The sequence below is a fragment of the Kribbella sp. NPDC003505 genome (assembly GCF_040610875.1).
Lineage (GTDB): Bacteria > Actinomycetota > Actinomycetes > Propionibacteriales > Kribbellaceae > Kribbella.
In genome coordinates, this window is sequence record NZ_JBEXNA010000007.1 from 77,879 (window position 1) to 96,333 (window position 18,455).

The following is an 18,455-nucleotide window of genomic DNA, read 5'->3' on the forward strand; positions in this document are numbered from 1 at the left end:
TGCTTCGGATTCGAAGCAACTGGTGATGACGCTAGCATTGCTTCGAATTAGAAGCAAGTACTTCGAGTTAGAAGCACTGATAGGCTCGGCTCATGACCTCTTCGCCGCCTGCTCTGGACGCCACGCAGCTGAGCGCCTACTTCGCCCTGATCGAGGCGAGCAGCCTGCTGAAGCACGCCGTTGAGCAGCAGTTGCAGGAGGCTGGGAGGCTCAGCTACGTGCAGTTCCAGCTCCTGGCCACCCTCGGCGACTCCCCGGGTGGCAGCCGGCGGATGACCGATCTGGCCGACGGTGTCGTCTACAGCCGCAGCGGACTGACCTACCAGGCCCAGACACTCGAGACGCGGGGCCTCGTCACCCGGACGCCGTCCACCGACGACGAGCGCAGCATCACCGTCACCATCACCGAGGACGGACGCTCTGTGCTCGCCGGGGTCTTCCCCGGTCACGTCGCAGTGCTCGGTGACCTGCTGTTCGCCCCACTGTCCCGCGCCGACATCGAGACCCTCGCCGATATCCTCGGCCGCGCGCGCGACCACATGCGTCGGACGCCGCCACGGTCGGCACAGCAACGACGCCACAAGAAACCGTCCGGAACGGATCAGGCTCCTGGCCGGCGTGGCTGACCATGCGCGAGCCGATGGTTCTACGGCCGGTCGAACTGGCCGACATTGCGGAGTACGTGTCGTGGGGGCTCGATCGGCGGTTGTGTGAATCTGCCCGCGCCTTCGGGCGTCTGTGCGGATCCTGCAGTCGCTCGGGATGACCGAGGCCGGGCGCGGGGAGGACGAGGAGTTCCTCGGGGTTGCGAGCTACTACCGGCGGTTCACTCGGTTGCGATGGCGGTGACCAGGATCGTGGCGCGCTTGGTCAGCTCGGTGCGGTTGGTTGCGCCGGCGTGGATCTGCATCGCGACCCCGTCCAGCACGGACGTGATCAGCCGGGCGCGCATCCGGATCTCACGGCCGGACAGTCCTGGCCTGACGCGCTGAATGAGGACATCGAGCTCGCGGTAGAAGGCCTCGTAGATCTCGCGGTTGAGGCGGCGGAAGCGGGCGTGGTGGTACGCGAGCAGTGACATCGTGCCGAACACGGCGCCCGCCCCGGTGGTCCAGTTCCGGACCAGGGCACGTGCGGATTCGGACAGGCCGTCGATCGTGGTGGCCCGTCGTACGGCGGCGAGGTCGTGCTCGAACTCGGCCCGGATCACGGCCTCGAGCAGGTCGTCGCGGGTCGCGAAGTAGTACTGCAGGTTTCCGAGCTTCATCTCCGCCTTCGCCGCGACCCGGCGCAGGACGAAGTGGTCGAACCCTTCGTCGACCAGCAGTTCCCGCGCGACGGCCACTACGGCGTCCCGCCGCGCCGCGCCACGGTCGCTCAACGAGCTGGTCACGCCACGCACCTTACCGCCGTCTAGGTCGTTGACCTACAATTAGGTCAACGACCTAGATCTGGAAGGTATTCGAATGGCAGACCGTATGACCCGGGCCGAGCGCGAGGCCTTTCTCACCGACGTGCGTGTCGGAGTCCTCGCCGTCACCTCGGACGATCCGCGGCGCGCGCCGGTCAGCGCTCCCGTGTGGTACGACTACTCGCCGGAGACCGGCGTGACCGTGATCATGAACGCCAAGTCCCGCAAGGGCGTCGCGATCGAGGCGGCCCGGCGGTTCGTCCTCGTCGTCCAGTCGGAGGCGACGCCGTACCGCTATGTGACCGTGGAAGGCCCGGTCACCGAGATCCGAAAGCCCGACACCGCGAACGACCTGCTCCCGCTCGCGATCCGGTACCTCGGCGACGACTTCGGCACCACGTACACGAAGGAGTGGGAGGAGGCCGGCGGTCCGGAGACCGACCTCGTGTACGTGATGCGGCCGCAGCAGTGGAACACGGCGGACTTCACCCGCGACTTCGCCTGAGCAGTCGCGTCAGCCGTCGGCGTACTACGGTGTGCGTCGAGCGGCGAGGCGTGGGAGGTTCACGGGGTGGCGGATGTGACGGAGCTGCCCACCCCCGCTGACCTCCTGCGATTGAAGCACTCCGCCCCGCCAGAGAGGCCCCGTACGCCTGCGCGGCCGTGGTCAGGACTCTGACGAGGATCGGCAGGTCATGCTGAATCAGCGCCGTACACCAAGTAGCAGTGCCGGCCGGGGGCAGCAGTCACGCCAGCCTCAACCCGACTCGGAGTAGCGGAGGCCCTTCGCGGACAGGAACTCCAGGAAGTCGGCGGACTCCGGCTCCTGGTTCCTGTCATCGTGGAACCAGAAACTGACCTGGTCGCCACAGACACCGTCGCGCACCTCGAAACCCCACGAGTCCCCGGTCCCGACCGGCGCGATCACGACGAAATCCGGTACCTGCTCGAAGCGGTTCACGCGGACCAGGTCGCGGACCGGCACAAGGTCCAAGTACAGGAAAGTGCCGCCGCCGTACCGCATCATGAACTCGCGGTACTGCGCCGGCAGTACAGCGCCGAGTTCATCCTCCACCCGGCGAAGCTCCTGATCAGCCGCCGTCAGAAACTCGAACGGCTCGAAGTCGGGCGGAACACTCGCCGACCGTCGGCGGCGCACGAGATCCAAGCGCAGTTCGAACTCAGCCAGCTTCATCGATCGACCTCATTCACGCTGCCGTCTCCCGGGAGAGGATCGCCGCGGTGTAGCCGGACCGCAAAGCTGTCCAACGGAACGGTGACCTCGGCATCCGCCTGCAGCACGTTCGTCAGCGTCACCGCTCCAGCATCAACGTCGATCAGTACGTCGAACACGTTGACGCTGAGCTCGGCGCGCCCGCTCGTGCGACGGCTGATCTCGGCCAGCAGCAATTCGCGGACGTAGCCATTGAGCTCATCTGCGAAGAACCGCCCCTCGAGCGCACGCGTCATCTGTCACCACAACCGATCATCGAGTGACGTCGCCGGGCAAGAACGCCTTCCACCAGGGTGTTGCCAGCCACCGGTCGTACCTGGCCTGCTGCTCCTCAACTGTGCCGATCGTGCCCGCCGGTGCGTACGCCAGGAGAAACTCCTGATGCCGAAACCCGAGCAACGTCCGCCGGTCCAGAATGTCAACCACGTCCGAACCCGCCCATCGCCCGTGACGCATGTTGGCGTCGACCTGCGCCCCCGCACAGCACAGTTTGTAGCTCATCGGATCAATCTGCCGCCGGAGCTCCAGAAACGCCGTCCACAAGCCTTGCCCAGCCCCGATCCAACTCGCGCCACCAGACCCGGTCAAGATCAACGTCCACCATGAGTCAGGCCGCGAACGAAACTCCAAGGACCACGTCTCTTCGACCCCGTCAACCGCCACGACAACCTGCTCCACATCGCGGTAGTCACCCGTCTCGCTCATCCTGTCTCCTGCGTGCGATGTGCGACGATCTGCCCCAGGTCCCGCTTTGAACCAAGCACCAAGCCGTCGTGATGCTCAGAATCCGTGATCACACCCGAGTCTGACGACCAGTAGATCGGCAGCTTCAGTCCCAGAGGGTCAGGCGCTCCCAGGTGTGTTTGCTGATGAAGTCGCGGCGATTCTCGGCCCACTGGGACAGCGCCTCCACGACATCGCCGAGATCGACGCCCTGGACCTGGTAGTGCTGCTGCGGTGAGCCGTCGCGGTACTCGAGAGTGAGAGTTCCGTTGTCGTTCCGGGCTTGGGCGAAGACATGGTCCGGGCCGCTGTCAACGATCACGTAGTCGTCGACATTGCGCAGTTCTTGCGACAGGAAGTAGGCCCAGCGGTCGGGCAGGGCACCCGTCCCCTGCGAGGTGGTGACGGTCACCTCAGCGTCGTTGACCGGCGCCGTCGGCGCTTTCTGCGGGTCGAAGAAGACCAGGCCGTGCTCTCGAGCGAGTCGCTCCGCGACCACCCCGACCTCGTCGGCACGGCTGAAGCTGGCGGCGACGTACAGGATCGGCCCCGAGCAATTGTTGCTCGGACCGCCCGCTGCCCACGGAGTGTCCTCGCTCTCGTCGTCGGGGAAGTGGGACGCCAGAGCCTCGGAATACGCTTGGATCCTTGCGGTCGGAGCAACCAGGTCGGCTTCGAGGTACTGGGTGAACAGCTTGTCGAAGGTGGCCGCCGCACCGCGCTCGCCTGTGGAGGCCTCGCCCTCCCAGATCGCGAAGTCATAGCTCACGGCGCGAAGTATGCCAGTCCGACGTGGCCTGCACCTGCCGACTCTGGTCACCAGTTGAGTGGGACGAGTCGGGACCTGTGACAGAGCTCGTCATTCCGCGGTCAGTGCAGCCATGACGCGGGCGGCCATGCCACGTTCGAGATCGGCTGCCGGGTCCGTCCGCTGTCCCAGCGAGGTGAGCCGGTCGGCGACGTACGTCGAGGCCACCTCCGGTCCCTGGGTTCGGGCAAGCATGGTCGCGATGCGACAGAGCCCATCCGGTCCCATGCTGCAAGTGGAGCGTTCGGCGAGTGCCGTGAACTCCGAGGCGTCGTCGGCGATTCGGCGCAACCGAGGTTCAACCTGATGGACGAGGAGGTCCGCGAGTTCCTCAGCGTGCGTCACGGCGTTCCCTTCATTGAAGACGCGTTCGCCATCGAGGTAATCGTGCTCCGACAGCAGGTACCCGAGCGGCGTCACCCAAGTACGTCCCATGTACCTGGGCGTCCAGGAACCCGACAGCCGTTCGACAATCTCTTCGGTTGCGTCGTCGCGCAGGCCGACCATCATCGTCACACTCGCACTGCCGGGCGCATGGTGCTTGCAGGCAGCGCTCACAGCTATGACTGCGGTGATGCCCGGCCTGATTTCCTTGGTGAACCGTCCCGATGCCCTGGGGTTCCAGCCCCGTGCAGCCAGTGCCGGTTTCAAGGCCACCTCAGCCGTCTCCCGCCCGGATGTCATACGGTCCATTATCGGCTCTGCTACCTCGGATCTCACCGGCCGACGACCCCGGACGGTTCGCGCACGAGGCCTGTGACGTCTGGGAACACCTGGCCTGGGCGGCCTGGACCGCGTCGGCCTGACTACCTGGCCGCGGCCCGCAACAACTTCTCCGGCCACGCAGGGTCGATGACCTTGGCAATCGGATAGCCGGAGGCCCACGGCCCTTCCCAGTGCACCTCGATCCCGGGGTTGTGGACATCGCTGCCGTCCGGAAGGAAGAAGTGCGGACTGCCCTGGACGGCGTCGGTGATCGCCACGGCGTGGTCGTCCATCACCGTCGACCGGAACCCGCCGCTGTCGAGCGCCGCGGCCAGTTCGCCGGCGTCGACGGACTCGACCTCGGCCGCGATGTCGAGGATCGTCTGCCGGTGGCCGATCGGCCGCGAGTCGAACCAGAAGGCCCGGCGGACGGCGGCATCGAGGTCCTCGGAGGCCTGTAGGCCTTGGGCTTTGGCGGCATGGACGGCCTCGGCGGCGAGCAGCACCGTCGACGGGTACGTCCAGTCGGGCTGCGTCCACAGCCGGAACCCGATCTCGGGAGCGAGCTGCCCGAGCCCGACCGCCTCGCTGTCGGTGCCGGGCCGGGAGTGCGGACCGTTGAACAGTTCGAGCGCGAACGTGTGGTGGTCCAGCTGGACCACCGCGTCCATCCCGAGCTCGGCCCGGGTCGTCCGCAGCCTGTGGATCGCCACGTGCGCGAACGGGCACAGCAGATCCGACCACACCTGGATCGTCCCCGCGGCGACGTTCACTCGTCCTCCTCGTGGTCGGCGCCGGTCGGGTTGCTCGTGAAGTGCTCCGGCGTGATCAGCACCGCCGTACGCCGGTCCGCCACCATCTCCCGGTCGTACGCGTCCAGATCCGGATGGACGCCGCCCGCGGCGTGGTAGATGTCCCGCAGCAAGACACGCAACCGCTCCGCGTCGATACCCGCCAGCGGATCGTCCGGACCGGCCAGTTCGACCGCTCCGCGTACTCCGATCCACTCCCACTCGGCGCGGAACACCAGCGTCGCGCTCGGCGTCCGCCGCAGGTGCGCGAGCTTCGCGGTCCGCCCGCGCGCGACGAACGCGACGACCGGCTCGCCGGTCAGCGGGTGGTCGAGGACACCGGCGTTCACGACCGAGGCGGCCGGCTCGCCCGAGCGCCGTTGGGTGATCGCGACCGCCAGGAAGTGGTCCCGGCGGCCGAGTTCGTTGATGCGGGCCAGTCCCGCGGTGGTCTCCATACCGCCGACACTAACGGACCGTGGTCCGGTTATCAATCGCGAGGCCAGAGCAAGGGCTGGATCGCCGGGTCGGTGTAGTCCGGGTCGGGGTCGTGGCGGACGAGCGTGTCGTTCGGGTGGCTCCCGCCCGCCCGCCAGCGGTTGTCGGCCGGCTGGAGATGGATGGCCACCGAGCGGCGCGGCGCCACGCTCAGGTTGCCGGAGCTGCCGTGCACCGTCCGGCAGTGGTGGAAGCTGACCTGCCCGCGGCGCATCCGCGGTACGACGGGCGTCGGGTCGTACCCCTGCGCGACGATCGACGCCTCGAGCCCGGCCGTGTCCTGCGAGAAGAAGTCCAGCCCGGTCACGGACCACCGATGGCTGCCGGGCAGGAACGCCACCGCGCCGTTGACCTCGTCTACGTCGTGGAACCCGACCCACGCGGTGAGCATCTCGTCCGACGTGCACGACTGCCAGTACTGCCGGTCGGTGTGCCACCCGACCCGCCCCGCCGATCCGCCCGGCGGCTTGTACAGCAACTGGTCGTGCCACAACCGGATCCCGGCCGCACCCGACAGCGCGGCCGCCGTCGCCCCGATCGCCGGATGGTGGACCAGCGCGGCCAGTTCGTTCACCCGCAAGGACGAGTAGTCGTTCTTCCGCAGTACGTCGCCGTCCTCCGGCTGCCACCCCCGCGTCGCCGGTACGTCGGGCAGCGCGTGATCGTGGTCGCCGGCGTAGAACCGCTCCATCCCGCGCTCGGCCGCGTCCAGTACGGCGGAAGGCACGATCACCGGCGAGATCCAGTACCCGTGCTCACGGTAGAAGGCAATGTCGTCAGCATCCATGACGATCAACCTAGGAACCGATCGGCCCTGCCGGCGTTGCCGATGTTCAGGCAACTGGACACAATCCTCAGGTGTCCCTGTACCGACCCAGCGGGCTGCGCGCGGGCTTCCACGCCGACGGATTCGCGCGCGGCAGCGGTCTGCTGCACGCGGGCGAGCAGTGGGTGCCCGAGCAGTTCCTGATCGAGCCTCACGAGCATCCGGTCTGGGAGATCTACCTGCAGCAGCACGGCACCACGCACTGGGTCGCGGGCGGCGAAAGCTACGCGCTGCGGCCGGGACACCTGTTCGCCGTACCGCCCCAGGTCACGCATCACCTTGCGGGCCGGTCGGGGAACCACCACTTCTACTTCGCGGCGGTGGATCTGGATGTCGTGGCGGAACGTCACCCAGGCCTCGAGCGGCCGCATGGCGTTGTCCATCGCGAAGCCGGCGACGTCGCGTACGCGTTCGCGCAACTGGTCCGGGAGCTCACCACACGCTACGAGTACGCCGAGACCGGGCTCACGCTGGCCGTCGATCATCTGGTCCTCGCGGTCTCGCGGTCCCTGGCGCCGGCCGCTGGACCGCAGCTCGCGATGCACCCCGCCGTACGAACGGTGAAACGCCTGCTGGACCAGGAGTTCCACGAGCGCTGGACACTCAAGGAGCTGGCCGACCGTGCCGGGCTCGCCCCGGCGTACCTGGCCGAGCTGTTCACCGGCGAGCTCGGCCAGCCGCCGCACCGCTACCTCAACGAGCGCCGTATCGACCGGGCCCGGCAGCTCCTCGAATCCAGTGACGTCACCATCACCGCGCTCGCGCTGAGCCTCGGCTTCAGTTCCAGCCAGCACTTCGCGCGCGTGTTCCGTCAGCTGACCGGCGCCACGCCGACCTCGGTCAGACCGTCACGATCGCGGTGACGCCGAGCGCGACCCCGACCAGATAGGTGCCCAGGGCACCGATGTCGCGGAGCGGGCCGTGGGACGCGAGCGAGGCGGAGCGCAGCATGCCCAGCGCGTGCGTGAACCGGACAATGACGGCCGCGATCGCGAGGACGTCGATCAGCCGGCTGTCGGACAACGCCGAACAGACCAGCAACAGGACGATCATGGTCGGGATGTACTCGGCCGCGTTGCCGTGCGCGCGGACCGCGATCAGCAGCGGGTCGGCCGGATCGGTCGGCTGCTGGTTGCCGCCGCCCCGCAGTGCACGGTTCCGGGTGACGTTGGCGCCGAGCAGGAACAACAGGATGCCGAGCAGGGCGATACAGACGACAGTGGTCGTGCTCATACGAGTGCTCCTTCGAACAGACTGCTGACGATGGTGTGACTGAGCCGGGTCCCGAGCAGGGCGTCGGTCTTGTGCATGCCGCCGGGACAGGTGACGTTGACCTCGATCAGCCGGCCGTCGATCACGTCGAGACCGGCGATCACCAGGCCGTTGTCCCGCAGTACCGGCCCGAGCGCGTCGACGATCGCGCGGTCGTGCTCGTCGATATCCGCAGCGGCGACCGGCGGGCCGATCCGGAAGTCGTCGACGGCCGGGCGCCGCAGGACCGCGCCGGCGATCTCGCCGTCCAGCAGGAACAGCCGCTTGTTGCCCTCCGCAACGGCCGGCAGGTACTGCTGGGCGATCACGTGCCGCCGGCCGCCGTCGGTCGCCGACTCCAGCAACGCGGCGGCGCTCCGGTCGTCGCGCACCAGCCAGACGCCGATCCCCGCGAACCCGTCCACCGGCTTCACGACCGCCGTGCCGACGCCGCTCACGAACGACCGCAGGGCGCGCGGATCGGCGCCGACGTACGTCGGCGGGCACAGCTCGGGGAACTGCAGCGCGACGAGCTTCTCGTGCAGCGCCCGGATCCCCGCCGGCCGGTTGACGACCCGCGTCCCGGCACGTTCGACGAGGTCCAGCAGGTACGTCGTGTGCAGGTACCGCGCGTCGACGGGCGGATCGATCCGGAGATGCACCACCTCGAATGATGCGACGTCGACGACCGCGGCGCCCAGCTCGTCGAACCAGGTCGCGTCCACGATCCACCGGTGATCGCCGCCGGCCAGCCGCGGCCGCAGCCGGATCCGTCGCGCTCGGGCGCAGACCCGGCCCTCGACGACCGCGAGCTCCTCCGGTCCGCAGCACCAGACGTCGAGCCCCAGGTCCTGGGTCGCGCTCATCAGCCCGATGCCGGCGTCGATGTCACTGTGCAGCCCGGCCAGCGGGTCGGTCACGAACAGCACGCCGGTCATGCCGCCGCCTCCTGATCCAGATCGCCGGCCGCTGCCGCGCTCCACAGTCCGGCCGGCAGCCGGCGCAGCACGTCGCGGCGGCGTGCGTCGTCGTACATGAGGTCCTGCAGGACTGCGATCGCCCGCTCGACGTCCCCGGGGGGCAGGGCATCCAGGAAGCGCACCTCGAGATACGTTCCGCGCGGCCGGACCGGCGGGAACAGCGTGCTCAGATGCCCGGCCGGTCCGTCGACGAAGACCGTGGCACCTGCGGCGAAGGCCGTGTACGACGCGACCGGATCGCCGTGCAGCAACCGGTCGTCGAAGGCGGTCCGCGCCGGATCGACCTCGAGCCAGGTGGCCAGCCGGTCGCTGCGGTTGAAGCGCGCGGCGAGGAACGGCCCGGCCAGGTTGAGTACCCGCCACTGCTCGATCCCCGCCTGCCCCGGCCACCAATCCAGGCAGATCTGCGTGGACGCGGTCCGGCGCATCATCCGCCGGCCGGCCGGTCCGATGCGGTCGAAGTGCCGCTGCATCGCCAGGTAGCGCGGCGACGTCAACTGCAGCGGCACATCCGGCCGCGGGTCGACCGGGACAGCTCGCACAGTGATTCCGCCGAGCCGGCGTTCGAGATCGGCGGTCAGCACGCGCAGGTCGTGGACCGGTTCGCGCGACGGCGGGAGGCTGAGCTCCAGCTGCCCGCCGGGCTCGAATCCGACGTACGGCGCGGCGGCCGACCCCTCCGCGGCCCGCCGTACCTCCTCGATCGGGACCACGCCGCCGTCCGCCGCGGCCACGACGTACTCCTGCTCGATCGCGACCCGGGTCGACCGCCGGCGCCCCCGCCCGAACAGCCCGGCCACCACGGGGTGCAGCTCTCTGGCCTCCATCGGCCCTCCCTGATACCGTAAGGATTCCTGTCGAAATATTGGAAGGTATCCTTACGACATGTCAAGGCCTCAGCTGCGGCGGCCCGCCCACAAGCCGCTGATCGCGCTGGTCGAGCGCGCGAACCGCGCGCTCCAGACCGACCTGGTGCGGCAGGCCCACGCCCGCGGGCACACCGAGGTGAAGATGACCCACAACTCGGTGTTCGCGACGTTGCACACAGGGCCCGGGCGGGCGGCGGACATGGCCGCGCGGGCCGGGATCACCCGGCAGTCGATGGGTGAGGTGATCCGCGACATGGTCGCGCTCGACCTGCTGACGATGCTGCCCGATCCGAACGACGGCCGGGCCAAGGTCGTCACCTACTCCGACCACGGGTGGGAGGTGGCGGGTGACGGCTTCAGCTACCTGGCGGACCTCGAGGAGCTGTTCGCCGAGGAGTTCGGCGAGGATGAGTACGCGATCGCCCGCGACGTCCTGGGCCGCCTGGTCGACGTTCTCGACCGGGTCGCGGCCGAGGAGGCTCAGGCCTCGTCTTCGGCGGGAGGCAACGTCGGGTAGTCGACGATCGGGTAGAGACCGACCGTGAACCCGTACGTCGTGGCGCCGCCGCGGGGGAGTTGGTCGAAGCTGTGGATCAACGCGTCCACCTGCTGCCAGAACTCCGCGGCCCGCTCCTCGGGGATCCGGGCGTGCCGGATGAACGAGCGCATCTGGCCGGCGTCGTAGGCCGGCTTGGACTCCTCGGCCGCGACCTCGAAGTCGTTGAAGTCGTGCGGCAGTTGCCCGTCCTTGCCCTGCCGGCCGAGCCCGACGAAGAACATCCGCGCCGCCCGCCCGTAGAAGCGCTCCTCGATCGCTCGCACCCGCCGGGTCCTGACCACCCGCAGGACACCTGCGTCGGTCAGCACCTTGACATGGTGCGCGACCGTGCTCTTCGGCCGCCCGACCGCGGTGGCCAGTTCCGTCACGGTCGCCGCGCGCTCGTGCAGCAGTCCGAGGATCGTCGTCCGGAGCGGATCGCTGATCGCCCGGACCTGCTCCGCGGTGGTCAGCTCGAGCGTGTCCGCGAGCTCGTAGTCGGGCACCGGCCTGTTGATCGACATAGCTCGAATAGACTAGCATCGCCGATTGTTCGAGATATTTGGATCATTGGAGCTGATGATGGCCGAGGTCGTGCTGTACCACCACTCGCAGGGGCTGACCGACGGGGTGAAGGCGTTCGCCGAGGAGCTCCGGCAGGCGGGCCACACGGTCCACACGCCGGATCTCTACGAGGGCAACACCTATGCGACCCTCGACGAAGGCATGGACTACGCGCGGGCCACCGGGTTCGGAAAGATCGCGGAGCGCGGCGTCGAGGCGGCGCAGGACCTGCCGGCGAACGTCGTGTACGCCGGTTTCTCGCTCGGCGTCGTCCCCGCCCAGCAGTTGACGCAGACCCGGCCGGGCGCTGCCGGCGGCCTGTTCTACTACTCGTGCCTGCCGGCCGAGGAGTTCGGATCGTGGCCGGAGGGCGTGCCGGCGCAGGTGCACGCCATGGACGAGGACCCGTTCTTCGCCGAGGAGGGCGGCGACATCGACGCCGCCCGCGCCCTGGTCGCCGCCACCAGTTCCGTAGAACTGTTCCTCTACCCCGGCAAGGAACACCTGTTCGCCGACTCGTCCCTCCCCGGCTACGACGAGGCCGCCGCCAAGCTTCTCCTGGAGCGCACGCTCGCCTTCCTGTAGGCGCGGGAGGACAGTACGTATACGCCCACTGGGCCCGATCGGCCGCGGCTCTGAGCGTGGCGGCTTGGGCAGTGGACGTATACGTACTGTCGAGCTGCTCGCGGCCGACGTCCACCAGGGCCGTTTGCCCTGCCCTCGCGATCGTCGTCGAGGACTGATCAGCCGAACGCGCCGAGATTCCGGTCCGCCCAGGCGCGGAAGCTGCCCACGGGCCGGTCGGTGACGTCCTCGATGGTCGTCGTGACCAGATCGGACGCCGGACGGTTCTCGGCGCTGCCGATCAGCGCCTCGACGAGCGCCGGCGGGCGACCGTCCGCGAGCAGCTGCGCCCGCGCGTCGTCGTACGGCGTCGCCTCGAACCTCAGCTCGCGTCCGAGCGCGGCACCGAGGATCCGCACCTGATCGGCCCGGCTGAGCACCTCGGGTCCGGTCAGTGTGAAGGTGGTGCCGGGTCGTGGATCACGCAGTACGGCGGCGGCGACCGCGGCGATGTCGGCGGGATCGATCACCGCGGTGGCCGCGCTGTCCGGTCCGCGGACGACGTCACCGGTGCGGAGCTGACCCGCCCAGCCGAGCGCGTTGGACGCGAACGTGTCCGCCCGCAGGATCGTCCACTCCAGCCCCGACGCCTGCACTGCTGCCTCCAGATCAGCGTGCAGCCGGGTGATCGGATCGGTGCCGGCGCCGAACCGGACCGCCGACGACGACAGGTACACGACCCGCCGCGCCCGCTCCGCGATCCTCGCCAGAACCGCGGGCGCGCCGTCGGACGTGAGGAAGGGCCAGATCAGGAACACCGAGTCGACGCCGTCCAGGTCGAGCGACTCCGGCTTCGCGAGATCGGCGCCCGCTGCGCGATCCAGCGTCTTGGCGTCCGGTAGCAGCGTGGTCAGCTCACGCCCGACGTTCCCGCCGGCGCCCGTCACGAGGATCATGCTGGTGCCAACTCGGCACCGGAATGTCGGTATTCCCGGCTACCGTGCTGTAGATGATCAACGGAGCGCATGTGGTCATCTACAGCACGGACGCCGAGGCGGATCGTGCGTTCTTCCGCGACGTGCTGGAGTATCCGTCGGTCGACGCCGGACTGGGCTGGCTGATCTTCGAGCTGCCGCCGGCCGAGGTCGCGATGCACCCGGCGGAGGCCGCGTCGCACGAGCTGCTGCTGATGTGCGACGACCTCGAGCGGACGATGGCGGAGCTGTCCGTGCGCGGCGTGGAGTTCGTCCGGCCGGTGGAGCGGCAGCGGTGGGGTGTGCTGACGGCGTTCCGGCTGCCGGGCGGCGGCGAGGTCGGGCTGTACGAGCCGCTGCACGAGCGGGCCCATGATCTCTGAGTTCCGGATCGCGGTGCCCGAGGCGGACGTCGCGGATCTACGGGAGCGGCTGGCGCGGGTTCGTTGGCCACGCCAATTACCGTCGGAGGGCTGGGAGCGCGGGGTTCCGGTCGAGTACGTGCGGACCGTGGCCGAGCAGTGGGCGGCGTACGACTGGCGGGCCTGGGAGGCACGGCTCAACGAGTATCCGCAGTACACGACCGAGATCGACGGGCAGTCGGTCCACTTCCTGCACGCGCGGTCGCCGCAGCCCGATGCCTTGCCGTTGATCGTGACGCACGGGTGGCCCGGGTCGGTCGCGGAGTTCGTGGACGTGCTGGGGCCGTTGACCGACCCGGCGGCGTACGGCGGGGATCCGCGCGACGCGTTCCACGTCGTCGCGCCGTCCGTGCCCGGGCACGGATTCTCGGTCCCGGTGACGTCTGGGTGGAACCACACCCGGATCGCCCACGCCTGGGCGGAGCTCATGCGCCGGCTGGGCTACGAGCGGTACGGCGCACAGGGCGGCGACACCGGATCGGTCGTGTCACCCCTGGTCGGGCAGCTGGATCCGGCGCACGTGGTCGGCGTCCACATCAACGGGGGACTGGCGTTCCCGCCACTCGAACCCGGTGATCGCGAGCAGCTGGACGAGGTCGAGCGCGACCGCCTCGCCGCCGCCGAGCGGTTGCGCGCGGTCGGCACCGGGTACGCCGACCTGCAGGGCACGCGGCCGCAGACCGTGTCGTTCGGGCTGAGCGACTCGCCGGTCGGGCAGCTGGCCTGGATCCTGGAGAAGTTCTGGGAGTGGACCGATCCGGCCCGCGAGCTCCCCGAGGACGCGGTGGACCTCGACCACCTGCTCACGGACGTGTCGATCTACTGGTTCACCAACACCAGTGCCACGTCCGCCAACCTGTACTACGAGAACCGGTCGGCCGCGGACGACGTACGCCCAGGTGTGCCGACCGGTGTCGCCGTCTTTCCCACCGACCCCGCGATCCGCCGGGTCCTAGACCGCCGGCACCACATCGTCCACTGGTCGGAGTTCGCCCGGGGCGGCCATTTCGCCGCCCTCGAGGCGCCCGACCTCCTGGTCGACGACATCCGGGCGTTCTTCCGGCTGGTTCGGTAGCCGGGCCGGGGCGACGAAGTTCACCAGCGCGCCGTCGCGCTCGGCGGTGACGTCCGGCCAGCGGCGGCGGATCATCCGGATCGTGCGGTCGTTGGCGGCACTCACGACGAACAGGAAACGGGTGGCGCCGGCGGCGATCGCGTCGGCGGCGGCGATCGACAGCATCCGGATGCCGAGGCCCCGGCGCTGGTCGTTCTCGGCGATCACGGCCGCGAGCTCGGCGGTCGACCCGCCGGGCGCCCAGGCCCACATCGCGTGGCCGACGATCGCGCCGGCCCGGGTCGCGACGAACGCTGCGCCGGTCGGGCAGAGCATCCGCAGCAGCAACGATTGGCGCGGCGGCGAACCGATCGCGGTCTGGAACCGGAAGTAGCGGCTGAGGTCCGTCAGCCCGGACAGCATCCTCGCCAGCTCGTCCGCGTCGGGTTCGCCGGCGCGGCGGACGAGTGGCGGTCTCGCCTGAGTCTGATTCACGGATTCAGCCTTGCTCCACTTGGCTGAGTCTGTCAAGTGGACTTATCATCGAGGTATGAGCATGGTGGTCGGCGAACAGTTGCCCGAGGCGATGAACTGGTCCACGGAGAACTGCACGATCTCCCGGACGATGGACATCCTCGGCGACAAGTGGACCTTTCACGTCCTGCGCGAGGTCTTCGTCGGGGTCCGCCGGTTCGAGGACATCCGCGCGCGGGCCGGGATCCCGCGGCAGGTGCTGACCGAGCGGCTCGCCGCGCTGATCGAGCGCGGCCTGATCCGCCGCCATCCGTACCGCCTGCCCGGTCAACGGGAGCGCTCGGAGTACCGGCTGACCCAGGCAGGACTCGATCTCTATCCGGTGCTCGTCGCGATGATCCAGTGGGCCGACCAGTATCTGCCGCTCGACGCCGGCCCGCCGATCGAGCCCCGCCACCGCGGCGACTGCGGCGAGCGCGTCACGGTGGTCATGCAGTGCGAGGCCGGCCACGAGCCGGGCCCGCGCGAGGTCGCCTTCCGGCCGGGCCCCGGCGCACAACCGCGCTAGGGCATGTCTGATAATCCAGCGCCTACTGCGGGGCACTCGGCACGGCAGCTCGCCGCACGTGAGCAAAGGCCACGATGCGCCGCATCGAGACCTTCGCTCCCGCACGCCGAGCTACCGCACCGAGCACCTCCTCGCGACGGCGCTGGATTATCAGACATGCCCTAGCCGTCGAGGTCCGCGATCGCCCGGCGGAGGATGGATTCGGTCTCGCGGGGCTGGGCCGCGGTGATCGACAGTGCGTCCATGGTGACGACGTACGTGTCGAGTTCCTCGCGCTTGTCGAGGTAGACCGCACTGGTCAGGTGCTCGATGTAGACGATGTCGGGAAGGTCGGCGTCGTTGAAGCGGAGCAGCGTGAACGCGCCGCCGGTCGCCGTGTACCCGCCCTTGTCGAACGGGATGATCTGCAGCGTCACGTTGTGCCGGCGCGCGGCTTCGATCAGGTGCTCCAACTGGGCCTTGAGAATCGCACGGCTGCCGATCGGGCGGCGCAGCACCGCCTCGTCGATGACGGCCCACAGCCGGGCAGGCCGTTGCCTCGTCAGCACTTCCTGGCGGCTCATCCGCAACGAAACGAGGCGCTCCCGCTCGGCTCGTGACAACGACTGGTCCTGACGGCCGAGCTGTGCGACGGCGCGCGCGTAGTCCGGTGTCTGCAGCAGTCCGGGGACGAACTGCAACTCGAACGTACGGATCAGGTCGGCCGCCATCTCCAGGCCGAGGTAGGAGTGGAACCACTGCGGCGTCAGGTCGTCGTACCGTTGCCACCAGCCCGGGTTGTTCGCGTCGCGGGCCAGTGTCAGCAGCCGCTCGCGTTCCTCGGGGTCGTCGAGCTTGTAGAGCGTCAGCAGGTCGTCGACGTCGCGCACCTTGAACCCGACCCGGCCGAGTTCCAGGCGGCTGATCTTGGACTCCGAGCCGCGGATCGCCCAGCCCGCGTCGGTGCGGCTGACGCCCGCGCTCTCACGGAGCCGGCGCAGGTGCACGCCGAGCATGATGCGCAGGGCGGTCGGGCCGCCGTACGCGCCCGGCTCGGTCACCCTCTCGCCTCCCCGCCGTGTGTCCGTTACCAACAGCTGATCATTTCACAACAGAACGCGATCCCGCACCGGGCCTGCACGGTGTGTTCATGGCGCCCTACGGTCAGTAGAGTCGGACGCACAGACTCCCCGATCACCCTCTGCGAGGTTCTACTGATGGTCGACGCCACCAAGGCACCCAGTTCGATCCCGGTCGGCGTGGACACCACCCGGGCCAGCATCGCCCGGGTGTACGACGCCTTCCTGGGCGGCAAGGACAACTTCGAAGTCGACCGCGAGGTACTGCGCGGAGTCCAGGCCGCCGCGCCGCAGGCCCAGGACCTGGCCTGGTCGAACCGGAACTTCCTGATCCGCGCCTGCCGATTCCTGGCCGGCCAGGCGGGGATCACGCAGTACCTCGACTGCGGGTCCGGCCTGCCGACCGCCGAGAACACCCATCAGGTCGTGCAGCGGATCCAGCCCGAGGCCAAGGTGCTCTACATCGACAACGACCCGGTGGTGCTTGCGCACGGCCGGGCGCTGCTGGAGGAGAACGAGAACACCCTGTTCGTGAGCGCCGACATCTTCGACCCGGACGAGGTGCTGAGCAGGCCCGAGGTCCGGGACTTCCTGGACTTCAGCCAGCCGATCGCCGTGATGCAGGCCGGCACGCTGCACCACTACATCGGCACCGAAGGTGCGCAGATCATGCAGAAGTACGTCGACGCGGTGGTGCCCGGGTCGTACACGGTGATTTCGCACTTCTTCGACCCTGAGACTCCGGAGCACACCGAGGTCGCCCAGCAGATGGAGGAGAAGTTCATCCACAGCCCGATGGGCAGCGGCAGGTTCCGCACCCGCGCGGAACTGATGGAATTCTTCCCCGGCCAGGAGTTGGTCGACCCGGGCCTGGTGCTCTGCGACGACTGGTGGCCGGACGGCCCGCGGATCAAGCCGCTGAACCAGGTCGAGGAGTGCATCGTCGGCGCGGTCGGCCGAAAGATCTAGCAGCGGTACTTCGCGACGCCCGGGATCGCTGTCCCGGGCGTCGCGGTGGGTTTCAGAACGTCCAGCGCTGCGCGGCCGAGTTGTTGCAGGTGGCAACTGTTACGGCGCTGCCGAGGGTGGCCGGCGCGGTGAGGCAGCGGCCGCCGCTGCGGATCGTGCCGTCGCCGGGCAGTGTCCACTGCTGGTTCGTGCCGCCGTGGCAGCTGTAGAGGATCACCGAACCGGCCTGCGTGGCGCTCGCGTCGAGACAGCTGAACAGGGCGTGGAACGTGCTGTTCTGCGCATGCACCCAGTTCTGGTTGTTCCCGCCGGTGCAGCTGTACAGCAGGATCGTCGTCCCGTCGGAGCCGGAGACGTCCAGGCAGCCGCCGCTGCCGCGGATGTCGCCCGATGCCGAGTTGCCGATGCCATTCTCCTGTGCGGCGGTCGAGCCGTTCAGGGTGACCTGGCTGCCGGCGGCGCAACCGCTGCTCTCCGACGTACCGGTGAAGTGGGCGGTGAGACTGCCGCTCGTCGGTGCGCTCATCGTCAGCTTCGAGTACGGCTCGTCGTCGCAGGTCGCCTGGTCGTTGTTCCAGTCGAAGTACTCGGTCCAGCTGACCATGCCCGACGTACTGATCGTGTTCCCGGCTCCCGTCTGCAGGCTGCCGAGTTTGAACGACGTACCGGCGGTCAGGTCGCGGACCGTGACGCCGTACCAGCCGCTGCCTTCGCTCGCGACGGCGAACGCGTAAGTGTGGCCGGCGGTGGGGGCTTGGTCGAGGCGGCAACTGCCGCCGGTGCCGTCCTCCTGGAAGCGGATGCAGTACGTGCCGGCGTCCCCGGCCTTCCAGTCGGTGGAGTTCCAGAGCGAGTACAGGAACATGCCGCCGCCGTCGCGGTGGGTCTGCATGCCGGTGTACCCGCCGACGTCGCCGCCGGTGAAGCCGAACTGGTTGGACCAGTAGACGTTCGCGCGACCAGGGGAGGCGTTGATCGTCATCCGGAACTCGGCCTGGGTGAGTGACGGGGTGTCGAACGTGTAGTTGACGTAGGTGCCGGGTGTGACGCCGACGGCGGCGGCCTGCGAGGCCGGAACCAGGGCGGCCGCGAGGCCGAGCAGGGCGCACACGAGCACGGACTTGAGTCTCATCGGGGGTGTTACCTCCAAGCGAAGTGGGGCGGACTTCGACCA

General features: G+C 68.9%; 25 protein-coding genes and 1 pseudogene. 9 read left to right on the forward strand and 17 right to left on the reverse strand.

The window, feature by feature from the left end:
- The first annotated feature begins 92 nt into the window (after window positions 1-92).
- The gene (locus ABZX12_RS24275) at window positions 93-626 is read left to right on the forward strand and encodes a MarR family transcriptional regulator (RefSeq protein ID WP_355696532.1); all 534 of its coding nucleotides are present in this window, start codon (window positions 93-95) and stop codon (window positions 624-626) included.
- 200 nt (window positions 627-826) lie between these two features.
- Here ABZX12_RS24275 and ABZX12_RS24280 read toward each other — a convergent pair whose 3' ends face one another.
- A complete protein-coding gene (locus ABZX12_RS24280; RefSeq protein WP_355696534.1) occupies window positions 827-1,393 on the reverse strand; it encodes a TetR family transcriptional regulator in 567 nt (188 codons plus the stop codon).
- 73 nt (window positions 1,394-1,466) lie between these two features.
- Between ABZX12_RS24280 and ABZX12_RS24285 the strand changes: the two genes are divergently transcribed.
- Entirely contained in the window at window positions 1,467-1,916 is a 450-nt protein-coding gene (locus ABZX12_RS24285) for a pyridoxamine 5'-phosphate oxidase family protein (RefSeq protein WP_355696536.1), read from the forward strand.
- Between the two features lie 252 nt (window positions 1,917-2,168).
- Here the strand turns inward: ABZX12_RS24285 and ABZX12_RS24290 are convergent, their stop codons facing one another.
- From ABZX12_RS24290 to ABZX12_RS24325, 8 genes are all read right to left on the reverse strand, one after another.
- Window positions 2,169-2,606 (reverse strand): SMI1/KNR4 family protein, encoded by a 438-nt coding sequence (locus ABZX12_RS24290; protein ID WP_355696537.1) that lies wholly within the window; start codon window positions 2,604-2,606, stop codon window positions 2,169-2,171.
- Complete coding sequence (locus tag ABZX12_RS24295) at window positions 2,603-2,881, reverse strand: hypothetical protein (RefSeq protein ID WP_355696539.1); 279 nt, start codon at window positions 2,879-2,881, stop codon at window positions 2,603-2,605. Before ABZX12_RS24295 ends, ABZX12_RS24290 begins: the two co-directional genes overlap by 4 nt.
- A 16-nt stretch (window positions 2,882-2,897) precedes the next feature.
- Entirely contained in the window at window positions 2,898-3,350 is a 453-nt protein-coding gene (locus tag ABZX12_RS24300) for a hypothetical protein (RefSeq protein WP_355696541.1), read from the reverse strand.
- Window positions 3,351-3,474: 124 nt separating this feature from the next.
- Entirely contained in the window at window positions 3,475-4,137 is a 663-nt protein-coding gene (locus tag ABZX12_RS24305; protein ID WP_355696543.1) for a hypothetical protein, read from the reverse strand.
- Between the two features lie 90 nt (window positions 4,138-4,227).
- Complete coding sequence (locus tag ABZX12_RS24310; RefSeq protein WP_355696545.1) at window positions 4,228-4,860, reverse strand: hypothetical protein; 633 nt, start codon at window positions 4,858-4,860, stop codon at window positions 4,228-4,230.
- 122 nt (window positions 4,861-4,982) lie between these two features.
- Entirely contained in the window at window positions 4,983-5,654 is a 672-nt protein-coding gene (locus tag ABZX12_RS24315) for a DsbA family protein (RefSeq protein ID WP_355696547.1), read from the reverse strand.
- On the reverse strand, window positions 5,651-6,130 hold the full coding sequence (locus ABZX12_RS24320; protein WP_355696549.1) for a pyridoxamine 5'-phosphate oxidase: 480 nt from the start codon (window positions 6,128-6,130) through the stop codon (window positions 5,651-5,653). The genes ABZX12_RS24315 and ABZX12_RS24320 overlap by 4 nt, the downstream gene beginning before the upstream one ends.
- A 32-nt stretch (window positions 6,131-6,162) precedes the next feature.
- The gene (locus ABZX12_RS24325) at window positions 6,163-6,957 is read right to left on the reverse strand and encodes a phytanoyl-CoA dioxygenase family protein (RefSeq protein WP_355696551.1); all 795 of its coding nucleotides are present in this window, start codon (window positions 6,955-6,957) and stop codon (window positions 6,163-6,165) included.
- Window positions 6,958-7,028: 71 nt separating this feature from the next.
- On the opposite strand from ABZX12_RS24325, the gene ABZX12_RS24330 reads away from it, so the two are divergent.
- On the forward strand, window positions 7,029-7,859 hold the full coding sequence (locus tag ABZX12_RS24330; RefSeq protein ID WP_355696553.1) for an AraC family transcriptional regulator: 831 nt from the start codon (window positions 7,029-7,031) through the stop codon (window positions 7,857-7,859).
- Here the strand turns inward: ABZX12_RS24330 and ABZX12_RS24335 are convergent.
- From ABZX12_RS24335 to ABZX12_RS24345, 3 genes are read right to left on the reverse strand one after another with little or no spacing between them, the layout of a single operon-like run.
- Window positions 7,837-8,229, reverse strand: coding sequence for an MAPEG family protein (locus ABZX12_RS24335; protein WP_355696555.1), 393 nt, complete (start codon window positions 8,227-8,229; stop codon window positions 7,837-7,839). The genes ABZX12_RS24330 and ABZX12_RS24335 overlap by 23 nt on opposite strands.
- Window positions 8,226-9,185, reverse strand: a complete 960-nt coding sequence (locus ABZX12_RS24340) for a hypothetical protein (protein ID WP_355696557.1) — start codon at window positions 9,183-9,185, stop codon at window positions 8,226-8,228. The genes ABZX12_RS24335 and ABZX12_RS24340 overlap by 4 nt, the downstream gene beginning before the upstream one ends.
- Window positions 9,182-10,054, reverse strand: coding sequence for a glutamate-cysteine ligase family protein (locus ABZX12_RS24345; RefSeq protein ID WP_355696559.1), 873 nt, complete (start codon window positions 10,052-10,054; stop codon window positions 9,182-9,184). The genes ABZX12_RS24340 and ABZX12_RS24345 overlap by 4 nt, the downstream gene beginning before the upstream one ends.
- Before the next feature lie 58 nt (window positions 10,055-10,112).
- Here ABZX12_RS24345 and ABZX12_RS24350 point away from each other — a divergent pair, with 58 nt between their 5' ends.
- Window positions 10,113-10,613 carry a MarR family winged helix-turn-helix transcriptional regulator gene (locus ABZX12_RS24350; protein WP_355696560.1) on the forward strand — a complete coding sequence of 167 codons (501 nt, stop codon included), beginning with the start codon at window positions 10,113-10,115 and terminating at the stop codon, window positions 10,611-10,613.
- Here the strand turns inward: ABZX12_RS24350 and ABZX12_RS24355 are convergent.
- Complete coding sequence (locus tag ABZX12_RS24355; RefSeq protein ID WP_355696562.1) at window positions 10,577-11,158, reverse strand: winged helix-turn-helix domain-containing protein; 582 nt, start codon at window positions 11,156-11,158, stop codon at window positions 10,577-10,579. The genes ABZX12_RS24350 and ABZX12_RS24355 overlap by 37 nt on opposite strands.
- 25 nt (window positions 11,159-11,183) lie before the next feature.
- Between ABZX12_RS24355 and ABZX12_RS24360 the strand changes: the two genes are divergently transcribed.
- Window positions 11,184-11,783: a dienelactone hydrolase family protein gene (locus ABZX12_RS24360; protein WP_355696564.1), complete on the forward strand. Its 600-nt coding sequence runs from the start codon at window positions 11,184-11,186 to the stop codon at window positions 11,781-11,783.
- A 158-nt stretch (window positions 11,784-11,941) separates the two neighbouring features.
- On the opposite strand, the gene ABZX12_RS24365 is transcribed toward ABZX12_RS24360, so the two are convergent.
- Window positions 11,942-12,718, reverse strand: coding sequence for a nucleoside-diphosphate sugar epimerase (locus tag ABZX12_RS24365; protein WP_355696566.1), 777 nt, complete (start codon window positions 12,716-12,718; stop codon window positions 11,942-11,944).
- Between the two features lie 53 nt (window positions 12,719-12,771).
- On the opposite strand from ABZX12_RS24365, the gene ABZX12_RS24370 reads away from it, so the two are divergent.
- Together ABZX12_RS24370 and ABZX12_RS24375 are read left to right on the forward strand one after the other, a co-directional pair.
- Window positions 12,772-13,119 (forward strand): extradiol dioxygenase, encoded by a 348-nt coding sequence (locus ABZX12_RS24370; RefSeq protein WP_355696567.1) that lies wholly within the window; start codon window positions 12,772-12,774, stop codon window positions 13,117-13,119.
- Window positions 13,109-14,233: an epoxide hydrolase family protein gene (locus ABZX12_RS24375; RefSeq protein WP_355696569.1), complete on the forward strand. Its 1,125-nt coding sequence runs from the start codon at window positions 13,109-13,111 to the stop codon at window positions 14,231-14,233. Before ABZX12_RS24370 ends, ABZX12_RS24375 begins: the two co-directional genes overlap by 11 nt.
- A 78-nt stretch (window positions 14,234-14,311) precedes the next feature.
- Here ABZX12_RS24375 and ABZX12_RS24380 read toward each other — a convergent pair.
- A pseudogene (locus ABZX12_RS24380) lies at window positions 14,312-14,635 on the reverse strand (GNAT family N-acetyltransferase); the annotation flags it as partial.
- A 127-nt stretch (window positions 14,636-14,762) separates the two neighbouring features.
- On the opposite strand from ABZX12_RS24380, the gene ABZX12_RS24385 reads away from it, so the two are divergent.
- A complete protein-coding gene (locus ABZX12_RS24385) occupies window positions 14,763-15,254 on the forward strand; it encodes a helix-turn-helix domain-containing protein (protein ID WP_355696570.1) in 492 nt (163 codons plus the stop codon).
- Between the two features lie 161 nt (window positions 15,255-15,415).
- On the opposite strand, the gene ABZX12_RS24390 is transcribed toward ABZX12_RS24385, so the two are convergent.
- Entirely contained in the window at window positions 15,416-16,294 is an 879-nt protein-coding gene (locus tag ABZX12_RS24390; protein ID WP_355696572.1) for a helix-turn-helix transcriptional regulator, read from the reverse strand.
- Window positions 16,295-16,450: 156 nt separating this feature from the next.
- Between ABZX12_RS24390 and ABZX12_RS24395 the strand changes: the two genes are divergently transcribed.
- Window positions 16,451-17,281, forward strand: a complete 831-nt coding sequence (locus tag ABZX12_RS24395) for an SAM-dependent methyltransferase (RefSeq protein ID WP_355696574.1) — start codon at window positions 16,451-16,453, stop codon at window positions 17,279-17,281.
- Window positions 17,282-17,333: 52 nt separating this feature from the next.
- Here ABZX12_RS24395 and ABZX12_RS24400 read toward each other — a convergent pair whose 3' ends face one another.
- On the reverse strand, window positions 17,334-18,413 hold the full coding sequence (locus ABZX12_RS24400) for a ricin-type beta-trefoil lectin domain protein (protein WP_355696575.1): 1,080 nt from the start codon (window positions 18,411-18,413) through the stop codon (window positions 17,334-17,336).
- Window positions 18,414-18,455: the final 42 nt, after the last annotated feature.